The organism is Planotetraspora kaengkrachanensis, assembly GCF_016862895.1.
GTDB lineage: Bacteria > Actinomycetota > Actinomycetes > Streptosporangiales > Streptosporangiaceae > Planotetraspora > Planotetraspora kaengkrachanensis.
Genome location: NZ_BONV01000008.1, coordinates 26,600 through 48,656, shown reverse-complemented (window position 1 = coordinate 48,656; position 22,057 = coordinate 26,600). Strand labels below are relative to the sequence as shown.

The window sequence follows — 22,057 nt, the reverse complement described above, 5'->3', positions numbered from 1 at the left end:
AGATTGTCGCTCACCGGGCGATGGTCGCGGAGATCGCCTCCAGGCGGGCGGCCGAGGCGAGACCGCCGTGATACCAGTGGATCTCCTCGGCTCCGGCCGCGGTGTAGGCGTCGGCCAGCCACGACAGGGCCTCCGCGTCCGCCGGCCGCGGCGCGAGCGCGAGCAGGTAGGCGCCGACGCGGGGGCCGAGCCGGCCGAGTGCGCGCAGGCCGGCCTCGTCGACCTCGAGGGCGTTCCAGCAGTTGCCCACGAGCACGTCGGCGTCCACTCCGGCGGGCACGGTCGCGAAGGGCCCGGTCGCCCACGGGTCGGCGCTCGCATGCAGGGTGACGGGCAGGCCCGGCCGTACCGACCGGGCCTCCGCGAGGAGCAGGTCGCGCAACTCGCCCGCCAGCCCCGTCCGCAGATCCCGTACGGCGTCCGCCAGGTCGCCGAGGGCCTCGTCGACCGACGTCACGGAGCGGGGGTCGCGGTCGACGGCCGCCCGCACCCTCGAGCGCAGCACGGTGACGTCGAGGCCGGCCGACTCGTAGCGGAGGACGCACGCCGCGCAGAAGCACAGGGACAGCAGGGCGAGCTGGGCGGCCGACCAGTCGGCCCCGTCTGTCTTCTCGTGGTGGCCGCCGTGGCGGAAGCCGAGCGCGCCGCACGCCTCCAGGATCAGCGCGTCGGGCTCACCGAGCTCCACGATCTCGTGGACCAGCGTCCTGCAGTACTCGCGCACGTCGCCGGAGGCCGGGCACAGCGCGTACCGGTAGAGCTCTCCGAAGGCGTTCCTGACGACGAGGTCGGGGTTGGCCGAGCCGAGCAGCGAATTGTGCGTGAGCACCGTCCAGGCGTGGACCGCGAGGCCCTCGGCCCGCAGGGCGTCGCGGGCCTCGCCGTACGGGTCGGCGGACGTCATCCAGGAGGGCCTGCCGGGGACCAGCCGCCGGCCCTGCCACGCCTCCTCCCGCACCGGGACGTAACAGGCGGAGTGCAGGGCGTCGACCAGGCGATGAGCCGGATGCAGGGGGGTGGCCGCCCTGGTCGTGTGGTAGGAGGCGGCAAGCGCCACGGCGTCGGCGCCGAGCGCCCTGAGGCGTCCGGCGGCGGCGCCGTCGCCGACGAGGTCCCAGGGATAGGCGTAGATGACGTTCACCAGCGTGGCCTCCGGGGGGAGAAGGTCGGGTGGAAGCGCTTCATGTACGACGTGTCGTCGCGGGAGCGTACCCCGCACTTCTCATACTGCTCGTTCATGACCGCGAGGGCGTCGCGGTCGAGTTCGACGCCGAGCCCCGGGCCGTCCGGCACCGGTACGGCTCCGTCCACGAATCGCAGCGCGCCGGGCGCCACCACGTCCTGTCCGTCCTGCCACGGGGTGTGGGTGTCGCAGGCGTGGGTGACCGCCGGTGTGGCGGCCGCCAGGTGGGTCATCGCGGCCAGGCTGATCCCCAGATGGGAGTTGGAGTGCATGGACAGCTCGATGCCGAAGGTCGTGCACAACGTGGCGATGTGGGAGGACTTCACGAGCCCGCCCCAGTAGTGGTGGTCGAGGAGCAGCACGCCGATCGCCCCCTGCCGGATCGCCGGGGGGAGGTGCTCAGGCGTGACCACGCACATGTTCGTCGCCAGGGGCATCGGGACGTGCGGCGCGACGGCCGCCATCCCGTCGATGCCGCCGGTGGGGTCCTCCAGGTATTCCAGGACGCCGTCGAGCGCCCGGCCGACCTCGATCGAGGTGTCCACGCTCCAGGCCGCGTTCGGGTCGAGCCGCAGGGGGTGCTCGGGGAAGGCCTGGCGCAGGGCCAGCACGGCCTCGATCTCCTCGGCGGGAGGGAACACCCCGCCCTTCACCTTGATCGAGCGGAAGCCGTACCGGCCGACCAGCAGGCGGGCCTGCTCGACGAGCCCGTCGGGGTCGAGCGCCGCACCGAACGCGTCGTCGGGCCCGTCGGGGTGCCCGGCCCACTTATAGAAGAGATACGCGCTGTACGGCACGGCGTCCCTGACCCTGCCGCCCAGCAGGTCGGCGACGGGCCGTCCGGCGGCCTTGCCCAGGACGTCGAGGCAGGCCACCTCGAACGGGGAGAACACCCGGTCGACGGTCTTCTCCAGGGTGGCGGCCCCGGTCAGCCCGTGCGCGTCGGTCACGACGTCGGCGCCGACGGACGCGGCCACTGCCGTGTACACGGCGTTGCGGTCGTAGGCGTCGAGCCCGGTCAGCGCCCGTGCGGCCGTCCGCGTCTTGGCCAGGTGGTCGAGGTCGCCGTAGGTCTCGCCCAGGCCCGTGACGCCCTCGTCGGTGACCACCTCGACGATCGTGCGCAGCGCCCAGGGCTCGTGCACGCCCGCGGCGTTGAGGAGAGGGGGGTCCCTGAAGGCGACCGGTGTGACGACGACCTCGCGGATCAGCATGCGACGATCTCCAATCCCCTCTTGATGAGGCGTTCCAGCCGGTCGACGTGGCGGGCCGCCGCGTCGACCAGCGGCGGCCGCACCCCGCCCACGTCGAGCCCGCGCAGCGTGACGCCCGCCTTGACCAGGGCGACGGCGTACCCGGGTACGAGATCGCGGAGCTCGACGAGAGGGCGGTAGAACTCGGCGAGCAATCGCCGCGTCAGGGCCTCGTCCCCTTCGGTGACCGCCCGGCGGAAGGCGAGCGCGACCTCGGGAACGAAGCAGAAGGCGGCGGAGGAGTAGAGATCCACCCCGAGTCCCCGGTAGGCGGGGACGGTCATCTCCGCCGTCGGCATGCCGTTGAAGAAGGCGAAGTCGCGGCCGGCGACCTGCCGTACGGCCAGGACGATCCGCTGCAGCCGGTCGAGGTCGCCGAGGCCGTCCTTGAATCCCACGATGGTGGGCTCCAGCGCGAGCTCGGCTGCCGCCTCGGGGGTGAACACCGCGTTGCCGCGCTGGTAGACGATCGCCGGGAGGTCCGTGGCCGTGCAGACCCGGCGGACGTATTCCACCAGGCCCGAGGGGGGAGCGGACACCAGGTACGGCGGGAACACCAGCAGGCCGTCCGCGCCGGCCCGGGCGGCGGCCTCCGCGCACGCCCGCGCGAACGGCAACGGCCCGCCGGCGCCCGTGAACACGGGGACGCGCCCCGACGTCGCCTCGACGGCGATCCGCACCACGCGTTCGTACTCGTCCAGGCTGAGGGCATGGAACTCGCCGGTGCCGCAGGCCGCGAAGACCCCTCCGGCGCCCGCGCGCACGCCGTCCTCGACATGCCGGCGCAGCGCCCCCTCGTCGAGTGCGCCGTCGGCGGTGAAAGGAGTGACCGGGAAGAACAAGACACCTTCGAGACGCATCAATCCACGCAATCTTGGTAACCGGCTGCTGCCGAGGTGGTTCATATATATGAATCAGGGTCAGGATTGTGAACCACCGTCGGCAACTGTAAGAATCGGTACTAACGGTGTCAAGATTCCCCAAATAAGCGGACATAAATGCTGATATCTGGCAGGCGGAGACAACGGGAGACGCCGCCGCGACGGGCCGACGTGGCCGTGGCGCGGCGGAGTCGACGTCGGACGGGAGAACCATGCGAATTCTCATGACGGGAGCCGCCGGCGGCGTCGGCACCCTCCTGCGCCCGCGGCTGGCCCGCGAGGGGCGGGTCGTGCGCCTGCTCGACCTCGTCGCGGTCGAGCCCGGTGCGGGCGAGGAGGCGATCACGGCCGACGTGACCGATCCGGCGGCCATGAAGGAGGCGATGGACGGCGTCGACGCCGTCCTGCACCTCGGCGGGCACAGCGTGGAACAACCCTGGCAGGACATCCTGGACGCCAACATCAACGGCACGTACGTGGTGCTCGAGGCCGCGAGGAAGGCCGGCGTCCGGCACGTCGTGCTGGCGAGCAGCAACCACGCCGTCGGCTTCCATCCCCGGGAGGCCGAGGCGCCCGACTATCTGTTCCCGCGCCCGGACACCTACTACGGCGTCAGCAAGGTGGCGAAGGAGGCGCTCGGCTCCCTCTACCACGACAGGTACGGCATGGCCGTGACGTGCCTGCGCATCGGGTCGTGCTTCGAGCGGCCGAGGGACCTGCGCATGTTGTCCACCTGGCTGTCGCCCGACGACTGCGCCCGGCTGGTCGAGGCGTCGCTGGCCGCCGACGGCTACCACGTGGTCTGGGGCGTGTCCGCCAACACCCGTGGCTGGTGGTCGCTCGAGGAGGGCCGGGCCATCGGCTACGAGCCCAAGGACGACGCCGAGGTCCACGCGCCGGGCCTCGTCGCGGAGCTGGGCGAGCCCGATCCGGAGAGCATCGAGCACGCGCTGCTCGGCGGGCGTTTCTGCGGACCGGCGCTCGACGCCGACAACCTCACCCGGGAGAACTGACATGACCGGTATCGACACGGCGGTGGAACGGGCCGAGGAGGCGGGGGCGAAGTGGCGGGCCATCCCGGCCGCGGAGCGCGCGACCATCCTCGAGGGCGTCGCCGACGCGCTGCTGAAGCACGCGGACGAGCTGTGGCCGGTCGCTGACGCGGAGACCCACCTCGGAGAGGTGCGGCTGCGCGGCGAGATCGGGCGGACCGCCTCGCAGTTCCGGCTGTTCGCCGAGGTCCTGCGGGACGGAGGCGCGGCCGAGGCCGTCATCGACCACGCGGATCCACAGGCCACGCCTCCCCGCCCCGACGTACGGCGGATGAACCGGCCGATCGGGGTCGTGGCGGTGTTCGCGGCGAGCAACTTCCCGTTCGCCTTCTCGGTGGCGGGCGGCGACACGGTCTCTGCCCTCGCGGCGGGATGCGCCGTCGTGGTCAAGGCGCACGAAGGCCACCCGCGGACCTCCGACCTGACCGCCTCGGTGGTACGGCAGGCCCTTCCTGATCCCGGCCTCCTCGGGCTCGTCCACGGGTTCGAGGCGGGCGGGCCGCTGGTCCGGCATCCGCTCGTGACGGCGGTCGGCTTCACCGGATCGCTCGCGGGCGGCACCGCCGTCAGGAGGCTGATCGACCAGCGGCCGGACCCGATCCCCTTCTACGGGGAGCTCGGCAGCGTCAACCCGGTGATCGTGCTGCCCTCGGCGGACCCGGCCACCGTGGCGGCGGGGTTCGCCGCGTCGCTGACGCTGGGCGTCGGGCAGTTCTGCACCAACCCCGGCCTGGTCTTCGTGCCCGAAGTCGGAGGGTTCGAGCGGGAGATCGGGGACGCGGTCGCCGCGACCACCGGCGGTCGGATGCTCACCGCCAAGATCCATGACGGGTACCTCCGCGCGGTCGACCTGCTGGCCGCACGACCGGAAGTGGCCAGGCTGGCGACCGGTGCCGCAGGAGCGGCGCCGGACGCGGTGACGCCCCAGGTCTTCACCGCTTCGCTGGAGGCGTTCGCCGACGGGCTGCCCGAACTGGGGGAGGAGTGCTTCGGCCCTGCCGCGATAGTCGTGAAATATCGTGATCCGTCCGATCTGTCTGCCGTACTTCCGCGGTTGCCCGGCTCGCTGACGGCGACCGTGCACGCCGGACCGGAAGCCGAGGACGCCGGGGCCGTCGGGGCCGTCGTGCAGGTCCTCCAGCGGCTCGCGGGACGCCTCATCTGGAACGGCTGGCCGACCGGGGTCGCCGTCACCTGGGCCATGCACCACGGCGGACCCTGGCCCGCGTCCACCGCCTCCGCCCACACGTCGGTGGGCGCGGCCGCGATCAGGCGGTGGCTGGTCCCTGTCGCCTACCAGGACTGGCCAGCCGCCCTGCTGCCGCCCGAGTTGCAGGACGGCAACCCGCTCGGCGTCCCCCAGCGGGTGGACGGCCGCCTGCGCGTCTGACGGCCGTCCCCGGCGCTCTTCTCCCCGGTCCCGGCGGACCGGGGAGAAGAGCGCGGACTGTTAGCCGGCGGCCGAGTTGTAGGCGTGCGCCGACACGTGGATCCCATGCCGGTCCGCGTGTGACGGCCACGAGACCTCCACCCGGCGCGTCTCGCCGGGCAGCAGCCAGAAGTAGTTGTCGTCGTACCGCGCGGGCAGCACCCGGTCGCCGTGGGAGTCGCGCACGCTCAGCCGGACCAGAGCGGCGACCGCGCGGCCCCGGTTGGCGACCGTCGCGGTGAGCGCGTCACGCCCGCCGGACGAGCGCGGACCCGTGGCCGACACCGACAGGCGGGTGCGCGGCATGCCGGTGAGCGCCCGCATGTCCTGTGCCTGCTCGTACCGCCAGTAGGTGTTCTCCGACAGCAGACGGTCGCGGCCGTCGCGCAGTTCGAGGCGGACCAGGTGCAGCGGGACCCCGTCCGGCGCGGCGAGCGTGAAGACGGCCGACGTCGACGACGTGCCGACGTCCACCCGCCCGCTCTGGGCCTTGCCCAGCTGCCTGCCGTCCAGGTCGTAGAGCCTCGCGGTGACCGTGGCGCCGGTGAGCGCCGCGGTCGTGTGGTTCACGACGCGGACCTGCCACGTGCCGGGGTCGGCCTGCACGTGCAACGGCTCGCAGCCCTTGCGCGCGCCGTAGTAGGCGCCGTTCACGTCAAGGTCGTAGTCGTACGTCTGCCACACCGTGCTGTGCCAGGCGGGATGCGACATCCACAGCAGCAGGGCGGTTGCGTCCTGCCACAGGTTGGCGTTCCACGCCTCGAACATGGCGCGGTGACTCTCGTAGTTGACGAACTGCGCCCGCGTGGCGAACTCCTCGAGCGAGGCGGATGCGCCGAGCCGGTCGTCGATCGCGGCCAGGTAGGTGTCGGTGTGCTGGTTCCCGATGGTCGACCAGTCGTGGTAGTTCCACACCTCGCCGATCGGCCAGCCGGGCTCGTCGCCGACGAGGTTGCGCATGCTCTCCACCACCGGGACGACCGGCATGCCGATCTCGGTGTGGAAGCCGAAGGCGCCCGTGTCGTAGGTGTTCTTGTCGTTGTAGGCCGGCGGGTCGATCCAGCGGTACGGCCCGTGGCCGCTGACGATGCCGCCCGCGGAGTTCGGGATGTAGAGGATCTCGGGGTGCAAGTCGGCGACCGCCTGCTTCAGCCCCGCGTCGACGATCGGGGGCGGGTCGCCCTCGTTGGCGCCGCACCACACCACGATGCTCGGATGGTGCCGGAAGCGCCGGATCGTGTCGGCGGCGATGTCGACGTAGCCGGGCGGGTTCGGCAGGAACTGCCCCGCCTGCCAGAAGTCGTTCCACACGAGGATGCCCTGCTCGTCGCAGGCCTGGTAGAGCTCCTCCCGGTTGCTGCTGCCCAGCCAGTTGCGGATCATCGTGAAGTTCATGTCGCGGTGCATCTCGACGGTGTCCGCCAGCCGGTGCGGAAGCACCCGGCGCAGCAGCTCGTCCCAGCCCCAGTTGCCGCCCCGGCAGAACACCGGCACGCCGTTCACGCTGATCTTCAGCTGGCGGACGGCGTTGTTCACCGACTTCACGTCGGTCCACCTGTCCCCGTCGTCGGAGACCTGGATGACGAAGTCGCGGGCGTACGCCTGCTCCCAGGCGATGGTGACCTGGTCGAAGTCGACCGGGGCGCCGAGGTCGACCTGGATCCACTGGTCGTCCTGGTACGCCGACGCCCAGCGGGTGCGCGGATTGCCGTCCACGGCGTTGCCGGCCACGTTGGTGTCGTTCTCCGACGTGGACGAGGTCGCGGTCTTGTTCAGTGCCAGGTCGACGGTCGGGTCGGCCTGCCGCTGCACCGAGAGCGTCCACATCGAGACGCCCCACTGGCTCGCGCGCTTGCCGGCCTGGATGCGCACATGGCGCGCGGTCTGCGGCGGGAACGTCTCGACCTGGACCGCGGTGTTGCCGATCGGGGTGTCGTTCGTCACCGACTTCACGTCGGTCCAGGCGTCGCCGTCCGCGGAGACCTGCACGCGGTAGTCCAGTGCGTACGCCTGCTCCCACACGATGGTCACCCGGTCGAAGTCCACCGCGGCGCCGAGGTCGACCTGGATCCATTGGTCGTCCTGGTACGCGGACGCCCAGCGGGTCCCGGCGTCGCCGTCGACGGCGTTGCCCGGCCCGTTACCGTCCGTCGAGGAGGCCGTGGCCGTCTTGCGAAGGGCCAGGTCCGCGCCGTCCCCGTCCGCCACCGACAGGGACCACATCGACACTCCCCAGCCGGTCGCGCGCTTACCGGCCTGGATGCGGACATGCCGGGCGTGCTGCCGGTCGAACGTGACCGTCTGCGGCGCGCGGCCGTCGGTGAACTCCAGCGGCGGCTTCCCCGGCGGCGACACGACGATGGGCTGGTCCCAGTCGTAGGCGAACTCGCGGATACCGAACCGGAGGTCGCGCCGGTCGCTGACCTCGCCGCGCACGGTCGCCGTGACGTGCAGGTCGTGCAGGTGAGGGTCACCGTAGCCGTTCGGCCACCAGAGCTCGGGGTTCCTCAGCCTGAGCGCGGCGAACGACTCCGGCGAGAACGTCACCGTGACGGTCTCGCCTGCGGGGACGGTCACCGTCGTACGGACGTCGACCTTGCCGAAGGACGCCCGCACCGTCACGGCGGTCGTCGTGCTCCCCACGTTGCGCACGGGCACGGCGACGGTGACCTCGGCCGTGCGCGTGTCGGGCAGGCCGGGCAGCGCGGTCGTGACGTGCGGGTCGCCGATGACGGCCACGCCCGTGCTGCGCAGCCTGACGTGGTTCCAGATGCCCGTGACCCGGTCGCGCACGGCGGGCATCCAGTCCCACCCCGACACCGCGAGGTACGTCGGCGCGTCGAGGTAGTGGTGGGCGGACTGCAGGAACGTGTTGCCGTCCGCGCCCTTGTCGCCCGGCGTGCCGGGATGCGGCATCGGGGTGACGCGGACCGCGACGACGTGCTCCACGCGGCCCCGAAGGGCGTCCGTGACGTCGAACGCCGCTCGGGCGAACGGGTGCGTCACGGTGCCGACCTGGACGCCGTTCACCCAGGTCGTCGCCTCGTGGTTGACCCCGTCGAACTCGAGCCAGATCCGCCGGCCGGCCGAGGTGTCGAGCCCCTTCGGCAGCCGCAACGGCCGCCGGTACCACCAGGAGTGGCGCGACAGGGCCTCAGGGATCTGCATGTTGTTGTAGCCGGACACCGGATCGGGCAGGTGGCCCTGGTCGACGAGCGCCCCGAGGACCGTGCCGGGGACCGTCGCGGGCAGCCAGGACCGGACGTCGACGCCTCTTGCGGACAGGACGGCGCCGTCGTCTGTGCCGGCGAAGTCGTCCATGGTGAGCGACCAGCCCGACTCCAGCGGCACCGTGCCGTCGGCGGCGACGGTGAGCGCGGGCGCCGGCCGGTCGCCGCCGCTCCAGTCGGTCCAGCCGCGCGCGGGCGGCCGGTGCCCGGTGGCCGTGCCGTACACCTGGAAGCCGTTGAGGCCCACCGGGTTGCTGTTGGAGCGTTTGGTCGCGGTCATGCGGATCCACCGGGCGACGACAGGCTCGGTCAGCGTGATCTCCTCGACCCCGCCCCGGCCGTCGGCCGTCTCGTGGACCGTGCGCCAGGCGCGGCCGTCGGACGAGACCTCGAGCCGGTAGGCGACGGCGGCGCTCGACCGGATCTCGTCGCCGTCGGTGTCGGAGTAGTTCCCGTCGAACGGCTGGTCTTCGAGGGTCGCCTCGAAGACCAGGGTGACGGCCTCGACGTGGCACGGCGCCTGAAGGTCGATCGAGATCCACTGCGGATCGCCCTGGGCGGCCCGCCAGCCGCTGCCGCGCACGCCGACCTGCGGCAGCCCGTCCACGGCGAAGGCGCCCGGCGTCGGGGCGTAGTCCGTGGACGACACCGTTACCGGCCGGTGGCGGGCGAGGTCGGCCCCCGGCGATCCGGGCGTGGGCCCGGTGGGTGAGGCGGACGCGGCATGGGCGGCGTCCGGCAGGGTCGCGGCCACGCCGAACGAGGCGAGAAGGGTGGCACCGGCCGACAGAAAGGTGCGGCGTGACACGGGTGACAACTCGGGCATCATGACTCCCACGGGATGACAACGTTGTCAATCTGCCGATATGACCAGCCGTTGTCAAGATCCCCTGGGGTGTGATCGCGCACCCATTCACACAGCCTCGCGTGTTCGTGATCATGCACGCGTTCGCACCGTGCGGGCCCGACCAGCGCCCCACTTGTGTGTGATCATGCACGAGCTCGCACGCTGCGGGCCCGACCTGTGCCTCGAGTGCTCGTGATCATGCACAGATTCGCGCAATGCGGGTCTGGCCAGCGCCTCTCGCGCGCGTGATCATGCACGGATTCGCCGAGTTGCCACCTGGCCGGCGCGATCTCGGTTCGTGATCATGCATGCATGTGACGGGGAAGGTCGCGAGCGGGGCTGTCCTGATGCATGATCACGGTGACTGACGGCGCAGGTCAACGGGCGTTCTTCCGAATCCGTGCATGATCACACTTCATGAATCCGCAGGTAGGGGCGGGCGAGCCCGAACCTGTGCATGATCACCCCGAGGGTGAGTGATCACCCCGCGAGGATGTGGTGATCAACCCCGAGGATGTGGTGATCAGCCCCCCAGGGTGAGGTGATCACACCCAGGGGGCCGGGGGTTAGGGGAGGTGGCCGGCGCCGGCATGGCGGGACACCTCGCGTCTGACGGCGCTCGCGGGATCGATCCGGGTGTGCAGCGTCGGCGTCCACCCGGCATCGGCGCCGAGATCGGGGTCGTGGGCCGCGTTGTAGACGCCGACCAGGTCGATCGGCCGTTCCTTCCCGCCGACGCGCAGCAGGTTGCCGCGGGCGGTGAGGGTGGTGCCGCCCCAGTCGTAGAGCAGCCCCGCCGGGTCGACGTCGCGACTCAGCCGGAAGTAGTTGTTCTCCGCGACGATCTGGGACTGCACGCCGACGCCGATGGCGTACACGAACGTGGCGGCGTCGGGCACCTCGTAGTAGTTGTCGTACACGTGGACCTTCCCGAACCGCACGCGCGGCAGCCGCTGGAGCGTGTCGGAGAAGTGGTTGTGGTGCACGGTCACGCTGAGCTTCCCGGCATCGGCCGCCGGGTTGTTCGTCGAGCCGATCAGCATGGTCTTGTCGTGGCCGGAGAACTCGTTCCATGACACGGTCACGAAGTCGGAGCCGTTGGTGATGTCCGTCTGGCCGTCGTGCACCTGGTACGGCCGGCCGAAGTTGAGCGGCTGGGCGGAGTCGGGGTTGGTTCCGTCGGTGAAGGTGTTGTGGTCCACCCAGACGTGCGTCGAGCCGGTCACGGAGATGTTGTCGTAGAGCGAGTTCCAGTTGCCGGTCTCACCGTCCGTGGGGTCCCACTGGGGGAAGCAGTCGGCGGCGTCCTCGAACCGGATGTTGCGGATGATGACGTTGTCGGCGTTGTCGACGTGCAGGTTGAGATGCCGGATGGTCGCGCCGGGCAGCCCGACGATCGTGGTGTCCGACGGCACCTTCAGCTTGATGTGCGCGGTCTGGTTGGCGGCCGAGGCGGCTCTGGCCTCTTCGAGGGGGCCGGACGGCTCGGCGTCCCTTCCCCAGACGGCCGGGTCGTAGGCGGCTAGGTAGCCCGCGAGCGTGTATCCGCCGGTGGCGTAGTCGGCGCAGCTCTTCCCGCTGTCGAGGCGGCCTTTGACGTAGATGATCCGGGGGCCGGGAGCGGCGAGCGCCGCCGCGAGCTGCGACCGGGTGGTGACGGTGTGGACGTTCGCCGGCGGCGCCGCGGCCCCGCCGGTCGTCCCCGTTCCGGCGGAAGCCCATCCGTCTTTCGCGGGCAGGGTCTGGCGGCCGAGCCCGGCACCGTGACCGGGGCCGCCGCCGTGCGTGGCCGCCCCGGCGGGCGCGGCGGGCGCGGCGGTCGAGAGCGCCAGGACGGCCGACAGGAGGAGGGTCGTTTTGCGCATGAGCTGACTCCGTTCCGGTGGCCCGGGGCCGGCTCCCGCGATCGCCGATCGGCGGTCTCACGCGGGGTCCGGGGATCGCTCCAGGTCCTCCATCAGGGTGAGGCCGCGATCGATCAGCTCCGCGAGCCTGCGCAGGTGCTCGGGGCCGGGGTCGACCAGCGGCCGGCGGACGGGTCCCACGTCCTGACCACGCAGGCGCACCCCCGCCTTCACCAGGGAGACGGCGTATCCGGGGCCGAGGCCCCGCAACTCGACGAAAGGCAGATAGAACTCCTTCATCAGACGGTCCACGACGTCGTCCCGTCCGTCGCGGAGGGCGTCGTGGCAGGCGAGCGCCAGGTGCGGCAGGAAACAGAAGACCGCGGAGGAGTACCGCACCACCCCGAGGTCCCGGTAGGCCCGCTGGGACGTCTCGGCGGTCGGCAGGCCGTTGAAGTACAGCAGGCCTGACGGCGCGGTCTCGATGATCCGGCGCATCAGGTCCAGGTCGCCGTGGCCGTCCTTGAGGCCGATGATCCCGGGGTGCCGGGCGAGTTCCGCCACCGTCTCCGGCTCAAGGACGGCGTTGTCCCTCTGGTACAGGATGATCGGCAGCCGGCTGCCGTCGGCGAGCGCCTCGTAGTGGCGGCGCAGGCCGTCCTGGCCGGCCTGGACGAGGTACGGCGGGAGCGCCAGCAGGCCCTGGGCCCCGGCGTCCGCGGCGGCGGCCGCGAACTCCAGGGCCATCGCGGTGCCGTACCCGGTGCCGGCGACCACGGGCACCCGGCCGTCCGCCTCCTCGACGGCGGCCGCCACGCACGCGGCGTAGTCGGCCAGGCTCAGCGCGGCGAACTCGCCCGTCCCGCAGCAGGCGAACACCGCTCCGCAGCCCGCCTCGACGCCCTGGCGCACGTGCCGCCGGAAGGCTCCGAGGTCGAGCCGCTCCTCCTCGTCGCATGGTGTGACCGGGAAGAACAGCAGGCCGTCGAACGACAACTGACACCCCTGACATGTTTATGGACGGCATTCATATACATGAACACCCGGAAGGTAAGCCCGGCAGGGGCCGCGGTCAAGACATCCCGCCGAAATCACAAATGCGGCGATCGGAAACATTTCGAATAGGACACGACTCCTTGACAACCCCCTGACTGAACATCACCGTTGAGGCCGTCCACGTTTGTGAACTCGGTTCAGAAATGTGTCATTGGAGAGGTGGGTGCCGATGTCGTCCCTGCGCCGCAGAGCGGTGCCGTACCTGCTGATATCGCCGACGGTCGCGCTCATCGCCGCGTTCCTCGTCTATCCGATCGGCAGCGTCGCGTACTACAGCCTGCAAAATCGCAACCTGACCCGGCCGTGGGCCGACGGGTTCGCCGGGCTGGAGAACTTCCGCCGCATGCTCTTCGAAGACGAGCTCTTCTGGCAGAGCCTGGGATTCACCGCGAAATGGGTCGTCGCGGAGATCGGGCTGCAACTCCTGCTGGGCCTCGCGCTGGCGCTCATCGTCAATGAAAGTTTCATCGGCAGGGGCCTCGCGCGGTCGCTGGTCTTCTCTCCCTGGGCGGTCTCCGGGGTGCTCACGACGGGCATCTGGATTCTGCTCTACACGCCGGGGACCGGAGTGCTGAGGTTCCTCGGCCATCCGGAGACGGCGGTGCTCGGCAACCTCGACACGGTCTTCCCCGCCGTCGTCGTGACGGAGTTGTGGCGCGGGGTGCCGTTCTTCGCGATCCTTCTGCTCGCCGGTCTCCAGGGCATCCCCGGCGAGCTGTACGAGGCGGCGGCGGTCGACGGCGCCGGCCGCGTCCGCCGCTTCCGCCATGTGACGCTGCCCCACCTGCGTGACGCGATCGTGCTGGCCACGCTGCTGCGCTCCGTGTGGGAGTTCAACAACGTGGACCTGCTCTACACGCTCACCGGCGGCGGCCCGGCGCAGGTCACGACCACGCTGCCGCTCTACGTGGCGCAGCGCGCCATCGACTCCAAGGACTTCGGGTACGGCTCGGCGCTGACGATGGCGGGGTTCGTGATCCTGCTGTTCTTCTCCCTCCTCTATCTCCGGCTCAGCCGGTTCGGGGAGGACCGATGACCGGCGAGGAGGCGGGACGACCGGCATGAGCACTGACGTCGTGATCCGGGCGGGACGGGCGCACGCCTCGGGGGACCGGTCGCACCGGCGGCCCCGGCCGAAGCGGGACCCCGGCCGCGTCCTGCGGCTCTACGTGCCGCTCGGGCTGTACCTGGTCTTCACCCTCGTGCCCTTCTACTGGATGCTCGTCTTCGCGGTGCGGCCCGCCGGATCGACCACGCCCGTGCCCTGGCCGATCACCTTCGAGCACTTCGAGACGGTGTGGAACGACATCGGCTACGCGGTGTTCTTCCGCAACAGCGTGATCGTGGGCGTCTGGTCGCTGCTGGCCACCACCGTGCTCGCCGTGATGGGCGGGTACGCCCTGTCCAGGTACCGGTTCAGGGGCCGGACCCTGTTCATGGTCGTGCTGCTGTGCACCCAGTTCATCCCCGGGGCGATGTTGCTCATCCCGCTGTTCACGATCTTCAAGACGCTCGGGCTGATCAACAATCTCGGCAGCCTCATCGTCGCGGACACGGTGTTCAACCTGCCGCTCTCGGTCATCCTCATGAGCGGATTCATCTCGGCCGTGCCCTTCACGGTCGAGGAGGCGGCCATGGTCGACGGCTGCACCCGGCTGCGGGCCTTCCTCGCCGTCGTCCTGCCCCAGTTGCGGCCCGGGCTGATCGCCGTCGGATCGTTCGCGTTCATCCACACGTGGAACAACTTCCTGTTCGCGCTGATGTTCGTCAGCAGGCAGGACAGCTTCACGATCCCCGTCGGGCTGAGCTACACGATCGGGGAGTACAGCGCCGACTTCGGGGCGCTCGCGGCCGGGGGCGTCGTCGCGGCCGTTCCCGTGGTCTGCGTCTTCGCAGTGGTCCAGCGCTATCTCGTGCACGGCATCAGCGCCGGGGCGGTCAAGGGATAGCTCCCCCCGCCACCATCAGCAGGAGGAACCATGAAGAGAACAACGGCCTGGGCGGCGATCGCCGTCCTCGCGGTCGCGGTCGCGGGCTGCGGTTCGGGATCCGGCCCGGACTCGGAGGAGTCCGGCAAGACGACGATCACGTTCTGGGACAACAACGGCGGCACCCGCACCCCGATCTACCAGGAGCTGATCAAGCGGTTCGAGACGGCCAACCCGACGATCCACGTCGAGTACGTCGGCATCCCGATCGCCTCGGTGCAGCAGAAGTACGACACCGCCATCGCCGGCGGGGACACCCCGGACGTCGGCGGCGTGACCACCTCCTACCTGGCGAACCTCGTCGGCCAGCAGGCGCTGGAGCCCGCCGACGACTGGCTCGGCAAGAGCGCGGTGAACGGCAAGCTGGCCGCGCCCATGCTCGACTCGGTCCGCGACACCGTGCCCGACGGCAAGCTGTACCTCGTTCCCGGCACCTCCAACCTCGACGTCGTCTGGTACCTCAAGGACAAGCTCCCCGAGGCGCCGAAGACGTGGGACGAGTTCTTCACCGACGTGCACGAGCTCACCAAGGCCCCCGACCAGTACGGGTACACGATCCGCGGCGGCGCGGGCTCGATCTTCCAGGTGCTCGCCGAGATGTACGCCTACTCGGGCGTCACCGAGTTCTTCGACGCCTCGGGCAAGAGCACGGTCAACGACCCGAAGAACGTGGAGTACCTGACCAAGCTGGCGGCCCTGTACAAGAAGGACACCCCCGAGGCCGACGTCACCAACGACTTCCCGAAGATGGTGGCCGCGTTCGGCACCGGGAAGATCGCGATGATGCACCACAACCTCGGCTCGTACAACGACCAGGTGAAGGCGCACGGGGCGGACAAGGTCGGCGCGTTCGCGCTGCCGGTCGGCGCGTCCGGCAAGCGCACGATCGTCGCCAACCCCGTCGACGGCTTCGCGGTCTTCAAGGGCAGCGAGCACAAGGACGCCGCCTGGAAGTTCGTCGAGTTCCTGGTCTCCAAGGAGAGCAACAGCTACTGGAACCAGCAGACGGGCCAGATCCCGGCCAACACCGAGGCGCAGGGCGACTCCTGGGTGACGGGCCTGCCGCACCTCAAGACGGCGGTGGACGCGCTCAACGACCCGAACACCGCGGTCGTCTCCCCGCCCTACTACCTGCCGCAGTTCTCCTCGATCACGAAGGCCGACACCGAGCCGCTCTTCCAGAAGGTCCTGCTCGGGCAGATGAAGCCCCAGGAGTTCCTCGACACCATGGCGCAGAAGCTCACCGACGCCCAGGCCGAATGGAAGAAGGCGCAGGGCGGCTGACCCCTGGACGGGGCCGGTGCGACCCTGACCTCGCACCGGCCCTCAGGAGCGACCACACGAGGCATCGAGAAAGGAAGCGAGCACATGGCGGTCGTCGAAAGCGTCGAGGTCACCGTGTTCACGACGGTGGCCGGATCCGTGGTCGACGGGCACGGGCACCGGCATCCCGGACCGCCGCGCGAGGTCCAGGAGGCGCTGTTCACCGTCACCGACGGCGACGGCGTCACCGGCCACTGCCTGACCCAGCCGGACACGGTCAGGGAGACGGTGATCAGGAACCACATCGGGCCCGCGATCCTCGGGCAGGACAGCCTCGAGCGCGAGCGTCTGTGGCACCGGATCGCCCGTCGGCAGCGCGGCGCCCAGGGCAACCTGTCCGACCGCGCGCTCAGCACCGCCGACCAGGCACTGTGGGACCTGGCGGGGCGCACCGTCGGCCTGCCCGTGTGGAAGCTGCTCGGCGGAGCCCGGTCCGAGGTGCCCGCCTACGCGAGCACGATGTGCGGCGACGACATCCCCGGCGGGCTGGCCACCCCCGACGACTACGCCGCCTTCGCCAAGGACCTGGTGGCCCGCGGCTACCGCGCCATCAAGCTCCACACCTGGATGCCGCCCATGCCGTACGGCGTGGCCCGCGACATCGCGGCGTGCACCGCGGTGCGGGAGGCGGTGGGGCCGGACGTCGCGCTCATGCTCGACAGCAACCACTGGTACTCACGGTCGGAGGCGCTGACCCTCGGACGGGCGCTCGACGAGCTCGGCTTCGCCTGGTACGAGGAGCCGATGGAGGAGGCGTCGGTCCAGTCCTACCGGTGGCTGGCCGACCAGCTCGCGACGCCGATCCTCGGCCCGGAGACCTCCTGGGGCAAGCACATGGCCCGCGCCGAGTGGGTCGCGGCGGGGGCGTGCGACATCCTCCGGGTGGGCGTGGTGGGATCCGGCGGCGTCATCCCGGCGCTCAAGGCCGTGCACCTCGCGGAGTCTTTCGGGATGGAGTGCGAGATCCACGGCAACGGCTCGGGGGCGCTGGCCGTGATCGGCGCCACCACGTGCGGGCACTGGTACGAGCGCGGGCTGCTCCACCCCCACACGGACTACGACACCGCGCCCCCGCACCTGCGGTCGATCGTCGACCCTCTGACCGGCGGAAACGTCCGGATGCCCGCCGCTCCCGGGCTGGGCGACGATCTCGACCACGATTACATCGCCGCCCATGCGGTCGCCTCCTGGGGAACCCGCTCACAATAGGAGGCGGACAGGCGGGTCAGGGAGGTACACATGGCGGAACCGGTGCCCCACGTGAAGTCGGCGCTGCGGACGGTCGAGCTGCTCGACTTCTTCGCGCAGTATCCGGGGCAGCACAGCCTCACCGACCTCCAGGGAAAGCTCGGCTATCCCAAGAGCAGCCTGCACGCCCTGCTCCGGACGCTCGTCGACCTGGGCTGGATCGAGACCGACGTCACCGGGACGCTCTACCGCATCGGCATGCGGGCGCTGCTCGTCGGCGCTACCTACATCGACGGCGACCCGCTGGTGCAGATGGCCCACGACGCGCTCGACTGGCTGGCGGAGACCACGGGGGAGACCGTCCACCTGGCCAGGCTCGACCACTTCGACATGGTCTACCTCGCCACCCGGGCCTCCCGTCACTATCTGCGGCCCTTCTCGCGGGTCGGCAGGCGGCTGCCCGCCAGCACCACCTCGCTGGGCAAGGCGGTCCTGGCGACCCGGGAGGACGACGAGGTACGCGCCCTGCTGCCCGCCGAGCTCCCCGCGCTGACCCGGCACACGATCGTGGACCACGACAAGCTCGTCGCCGACCTCCACCGGGTCCGCAGGCGCGGCTACGCCGTCGACCGCGAGGAGAACACCGAGGGGCTGCGCTGCTTCGGCGTCGCCCTGCACATCACCGAGCCGCCCCGCGACGCCATCAGCTGCTCGGTTCCCGTGCCCCGGCTGACGGCCGAGAGGGAGAAGGACATCGTCGCGTGCCTCCTGGAGGCTCGGGAGCGGATCGAACGGTCGGCCCTCAGGCAACGCCGCGCGTACTGAGTGGGGGAACACGCCCAGCTCGTGTCGGGGGCGTTGCGCGGATCGCACCATCGATCAGCGGTGCCTTTTGGGAGGTCCGCAACCCTTCTCCGGGAGGCCGCCGCGGCGGATAGTGGAGGTGGCGGACACCGCGGCCCCGGCCGCGTGATCCTCCCGTCCCGGTCCCTTCGCTGAGCGGAGAGGCGGCCCGACATGACAGACGGACGTGACGACGCCGACCAGGCCATGCTCGCGGTCGCCGTCGAGGAGGCGCGGAAGGGATACGCCGAAGGCGGCATCCCGATCGGGGCGGCCCTGTTCGCCGCCGACGGCCGGTTGCTCGGAAGGGGCCACAACCGCCGGGTCCAGGACGGCGACCCCTCCGTCCACGGCGAGACGGCGGCCTTCAGGAACGCGGGCCGCCTGCGCTCCTACCGCGGCACGACCATGGTGACGACGTTGTCGCCCTGCTGGTTCTGCAGCGGCCTGATCCGGCAGTTCGGCATCTCCCGCCTGGTGGTCGGCGAGTGCCGGACGTTCATGGGGCAGCACGACTGGCTGGCGGAGGCCGGCGTCGAGGTCCGCGTCCTCGACTCCCCGGAGTGCGTCGAGCTGATGACCGAGTTCATCGCCGCCCGTCCCGAGCTCTGGAACGAGGACATCGGGCGCTGACCCCCCTGAACCCCGGCCCCCTGGAACAGCCGAACCGATCCGCCGAACTGAGGAGGCCCCCCGTGCGGACCGTCCCGACGATCGATCTGACGCCCTGGTTCGGGGGCGGCCCGGCGGACCGGCGGACCGTCGCCGACCGGGTCGACGCCGCCCTGCGCGATGTGGGCTTCCTGCTCGTCACCGGTCATGGGGTCCCGCCCGGTCTGCGGGCCGGGGTGCGGGCGGCGGCGAAACGCTTCTTCGCGCTGCCGGAGGACGTCAAGCTGCGCTACGCGGCCAGGGTGGGCGAACGCGGGTGGCTGCCCCCGGGCGTGGAGGCCAACGGCTATGCGGAGGGCACGCCCACCCCTCCCGACCTGAAGGAGACCTTCGCCGTGGGCGCCGACCGCCCGACCGGCGATCCGTCCGTCGACGACGTCTGGTTCCCGGCCAACGTGTACCCGGCCGAGGTGCCCGACCTCGAACCGCTGATCGTGGACTACCTGGCCAGGATGCGGGCCCTGGCGGACGAACTCCTGGTCATCTGTGCGGAGGCGCTGAATCTCGAGGGGGATTTCTTCACCTCGCACGCGGGCCACCCGTCCTACACGATGAACATCAACAGGTATCCGCCGCTGTCGCAGGTGGGGGAGCCGGAGCCGGGCCAGTTCAGGATCGGCCCGCACACCGACTTCGGCACGGTCACCGTCCTCGACCGCCAGCCGGGCGTCGGCGGGCTGCAGGTCTGGGCCGACGGTGAATGGGTGGACGCCCCCTACGCGGAGGACTCGTTCACGATCAACATCGGCGACCTCCTGGCGCGGTGGACGGGAGACCGCTGGTGCTCCAACCGGCACCGTGTCCTGCCGCCCGACCCGAGCGCGCCCGACGAGGAACTCGTCTCGCTCATCTACTTCTACGAGTGCGATCCGGGGGCGCTCGTCGAGTCGCTGCCCGTCGGAACGGCCGCCTACCCGCCGGTGCGGGCGTCCGACTACCTGCTCGAGAAACTGAGGGCGATCAGCCTATGAGCGCAGCCGAGCCGGCCGTACGGGAAGGCGAATACGGCGACAGGGTCGCCGCGATCGAACCCGGCGGCCTCGAGCTCATCCCCCTGGCCGACCGCCACGGCAAGCCCCTCGACCTGCTGTGGACGTGGATGTCGCCCAACCTCGAGTTCGCGACCGTCTTCCTCGGCGTGCTGGCGGTCGCGGCCTTCGGGCTGAGCTTCTGGCAGGCCGTGCTCGCCTCCGTGATCGGCACCGGACTCGGCGCCGTCGCGCACGGCGTGCTGTCGGCCCGCGGCCCGTCGGCGGGGGTGCCGCAGATGGTGCTCGGCCGGGTGCCGTTCGGCTACTGGGGGAACCTGCTGCCCTCGGCGTTCAACACGGTGGCGGCCGGCATCGGCTGGTTCGCGGTCAACAGCGTGAGCGGTGCGCTCGCCCTCAACACGCTGACCGGGCTGCCCGGCTGGCTCTGCCTCGTCATCGTGGTCGCCGTGATGGTGGCGCTCGGGTTCTTCGGCCACAACCTCGTGCAGGCCTTCGAGCGGTACGCCTTTCCCGTGCTCGCCCTGATCTTCCTCATCGCCGCGGCCGTCATCCTCGGCAAGGCCGACACCGGATACGCGGGGACCGGGGGAGGGACGGGCGGCTTCCTGCTGGCCGTCGGCGCCACGTTCGGTTACACGGCCGGCTGGAACCCCTACGCCGCCGACTACACCCGCTACCTTCCCGCCGGCTCGAGCAGGCGGGCCGTCGGCCTGTCCGCCGGGTTCGGCGTGTTCGTCTCGTGCGTGGTCCTCGAAATCGTGGGGGCGGCGTCCGCGACCATCGGCGGCGACGCCCTCGGGCAGCCGACGACCGCGTTCACCGGTCACCTGCCCGGTCTCGTGGCCGACCTGACCCTGCTCGCCATCGCCCTGGGCGCGATCTCGGCCAACGCCCTCAACGTCTACTCGGGCGCGATGTCCCTGCTCGCCCTCGGCGTACGGCTCCCGCTCAGCCTGCGCCGGGCGATCGTCGCACTGGCCTGCGGCGTGGCGGGCTTCCTCGTGGCGCTGTCGGGCCTCGAGGACGCCGGGCACAAGTACGAGGCGTTCCTCCTGGTCATCGCCTACTGGATCGGCCCCTGGCTCGGTGTCGTGCTCGCCGACCTCCGCCTGCGCCGCGACCGCGGCATCGAACGGCTGTTCTTCGACACCGGACACGTGAACTGGGCCGGCCCGATCGCGATGGTGGCGGGCGTCGTGCTGTCGGTGTGGCTGTTCTCCAACCAGGAGCAGTACGTCGGCCTGGTGCCCGCACGGGTGCCCGAGGTGGGCGACATCGCGTTCGAGGTGGGGTTCGTCATCTCCGCCGTGCTCTACACGGCGCTCAGGCCGCTTCGCCGATGAGGGCGACGATCTCCTCCGTCGTGGCGACCCGGCCCGTCCCGCCCTGACCGCGCAGGGAGATCGCCGCGGCGGCCGTGCCCGCGCGGACCGCCTGCACCAGATCGGCGCCCCTGGCCAGCCAGCCCGCGAGCGTTCCGGCGAACGCGTCGCCCGCGCCCGTCTGGTCGACGACCGATTCCGTGCGGACGGCGGGAACGTGCAGGACGGATCCATCCTGGGTCCCGAGGAGCACGCCCTCGGCCCCCATGGTCACCGCGGCGGCCCGCGCGCCGAGGCCGAGGCAGGCGCGGAGCACCTCCCGCGGATCGTCTGTGCCGAACAGCGGGCCACTGTCGCCCGGGCAGGACGGCACCACCAGGGCCGCGTGCGGCGCCACCGCCTCCAGGACGTCCCGCGCCTTCTCGGGATCGGTGAGTCTCGACCTGAAGTTGGGGTCGTAGACGACCCTGCCCCGGGCGGTCGCCGCCGCGTGCCGTACGGCCTGCTCGCACGACGGCGACAGGGCCGCGGTGACGCCGGACAGCAACACGACGCCGGCCTGCGGCGCGGGGGAGCGGTCGACGTCGCCGGGATCCATGCGGGAGGCCGCGCTGCCCGCGCGCATGTAGACGAACGCCCGGCTGCCGGTCGGGTCCGCGCCCAGGGCGTAGGCGCCCGTGGAGCCCTCACCCGTGACCATCCACCGGGTGTCGACGCCGTGGCCGGCGGCGAACCGGACCAGGCGCTCGCCGAACTCGTCGGCGCCCACGCGGGTCACCAGGGCGGCGCTCGCGCCGGTGGCCGCGGCGGCCACGGAGGCGTTCAGCGCGTCACCGGAGAACGAAAGGCGGAACAGGTCGGCCCGGTCGAGGGAGGCCGCCGTCGAGAACTCCACCAGGGGTTCGCCCAGGACCACGACATCCATGAGTTCTCCCATGTCCCATGTAGTGGAAC

General features: G+C 71.1%; 17 protein-coding genes. 10 read left to right on the top strand and 7 right to left on the bottom strand.

The genetic code is table 11. The features are described from left to right. Positions 1-10: 10 nt before the first annotated feature. The 3 genes from Pka01_RS11900 to Pka01_RS11890 are packed head-to-tail and all read right to left on the bottom strand — an operon-like array spanning position 11 to position 3,296. Positions 11-1,141: a hypothetical protein gene (locus tag Pka01_RS11900; protein WP_203882750.1), complete on the bottom strand. Its 1,131-nt coding sequence runs from the start codon at positions 1,139-1,141 to the stop codon at positions 11-13. Next, on the bottom strand, positions 1,138-2,397 hold the full coding sequence (locus Pka01_RS11895; protein WP_203882749.1) for a glucarate dehydratase family protein: 1,260 nt from the start codon (positions 2,395-2,397) through the stop codon (positions 1,138-1,140). Before Pka01_RS11895 ends, Pka01_RS11900 begins: the two co-directional genes overlap by 4 nt. Continuing rightward, positions 2,391-3,296 (bottom strand): 5-dehydro-4-deoxyglucarate dehydratase, encoded by a 906-nt coding sequence (locus tag Pka01_RS11890; protein ID WP_203882748.1) that lies wholly within the window; start codon positions 3,294-3,296, stop codon positions 2,391-2,393. The genes Pka01_RS11895 and Pka01_RS11890 overlap by 7 nt, the downstream gene beginning before the upstream one ends. Positions 3,297-3,529: 233 nt before the next feature. On the opposite strand from Pka01_RS11890, the gene Pka01_RS11885 reads away from it, so the two are divergent. Beyond that, positions 3,530-4,330, top strand: a complete 801-nt coding sequence (locus Pka01_RS11885) for an NAD-dependent epimerase/dehydratase family protein (RefSeq protein ID WP_239114916.1) — start codon at positions 3,530-3,532, stop codon at positions 4,328-4,330. Position 4,331: 1 nt separating this feature from the next. Next, positions 4,332-5,759: an aldehyde dehydrogenase (NADP(+)) gene (locus tag Pka01_RS11880; RefSeq protein ID WP_203882747.1), complete on the top strand. Its 1,428-nt coding sequence runs from the start codon at positions 4,332-4,334 to the stop codon at positions 5,757-5,759. A 60-nt stretch (positions 5,760-5,819) separates the two neighbouring features. Here Pka01_RS11880 and Pka01_RS11875 read toward each other — a convergent pair whose 3' ends face one another. From Pka01_RS11875 to Pka01_RS11865, 3 genes are all read right to left on the bottom strand, one after another. After that, positions 5,820-9,854, bottom strand: a complete 4,035-nt coding sequence (locus Pka01_RS11875) for a discoidin domain-containing protein (RefSeq protein ID WP_203882746.1) — start codon at positions 9,852-9,854, stop codon at positions 5,820-5,822. Between the two features lie 587 nt (positions 9,855-10,441). After that, entirely contained in the window at positions 10,442-11,740 is a 1,299-nt protein-coding gene (locus tag Pka01_RS11870; protein ID WP_203882745.1) for a pectate lyase family protein, read from the bottom strand. A gap of 57 nt (positions 11,741-11,797) precedes the next feature. Then, positions 11,798-12,715: a 5-dehydro-4-deoxyglucarate dehydratase gene (locus Pka01_RS11865; protein ID WP_203882744.1), complete on the bottom strand. Its 918-nt coding sequence runs from the start codon at positions 12,713-12,715 to the stop codon at positions 11,798-11,800. Positions 12,716-12,944: 229 nt separating this feature from the next. Between Pka01_RS11865 and Pka01_RS11860 the strand changes: the two genes are divergently transcribed. From Pka01_RS11860 to Pka01_RS11825, 8 genes are all read left to right on the top strand, one after another. Further along, positions 12,945-13,811, top strand: a complete 867-nt coding sequence (locus Pka01_RS11860) for a carbohydrate ABC transporter permease (protein ID WP_203882743.1) — start codon at positions 12,945-12,947, stop codon at positions 13,809-13,811. A gap of 25 nt (positions 13,812-13,836) precedes the next feature. After that, on the top strand, positions 13,837-14,724 hold the full coding sequence (locus tag Pka01_RS11855; protein ID WP_203882742.1) for a carbohydrate ABC transporter permease: 888 nt from the start codon (positions 13,837-13,839) through the stop codon (positions 14,722-14,724). A 30-nt stretch (positions 14,725-14,754) separates the two neighbouring features. Then, positions 14,755-16,047: an ABC transporter substrate-binding protein gene (locus Pka01_RS11850; protein ID WP_203882741.1), complete on the top strand. Its 1,293-nt coding sequence runs from the start codon at positions 14,755-14,757 to the stop codon at positions 16,045-16,047. Between the two features lie 84 nt (positions 16,048-16,131). After that, positions 16,132-17,295 carry an enolase C-terminal domain-like protein gene (locus tag Pka01_RS11845; protein WP_203882740.1) on the top strand — a complete coding sequence of 388 codons (1,164 nt, stop codon included), beginning with the start codon at positions 16,132-16,134 and terminating at the stop codon, positions 17,293-17,295. Between the two features lie 30 nt (positions 17,296-17,325). Beyond that, a complete protein-coding gene (locus tag Pka01_RS11840; protein WP_203882739.1) occupies positions 17,326-18,099 on the top strand; it encodes an IclR family transcriptional regulator in 774 nt (257 codons plus the stop codon). Between the two features lie 192 nt (positions 18,100-18,291). Continuing rightward, positions 18,292-18,750, top strand: coding sequence for a nucleoside deaminase (locus Pka01_RS11835; RefSeq protein ID WP_203882738.1), 459 nt, complete (start codon positions 18,292-18,294; stop codon positions 18,748-18,750). 62 nt (positions 18,751-18,812) lie between these two features. Beyond that, positions 18,813-19,760, top strand: coding sequence for an isopenicillin N synthase family dioxygenase (locus Pka01_RS11830; protein WP_203882737.1), 948 nt, complete (start codon positions 18,813-18,815; stop codon positions 19,758-19,760). Next, the gene (locus Pka01_RS11825; RefSeq protein ID WP_203882736.1) at positions 19,757-21,124 is read left to right on the top strand and encodes a purine-cytosine permease family protein; all 1,368 of its coding nucleotides are present in this window, start codon (positions 19,757-19,759) and stop codon (positions 21,122-21,124) included. Before Pka01_RS11830 ends, Pka01_RS11825 begins: the two co-directional genes overlap by 4 nt. Here the strand turns inward: Pka01_RS11825 and Pka01_RS11820 are convergent. Then, positions 21,105-22,028, bottom strand: a complete 924-nt coding sequence (locus Pka01_RS11820; RefSeq protein ID WP_203882735.1) for a sugar kinase — start codon at positions 22,026-22,028, stop codon at positions 21,105-21,107. The genes Pka01_RS11825 and Pka01_RS11820 overlap by 20 nt on opposite strands. Positions 22,029-22,057 lie beyond the last annotated feature (29 nt).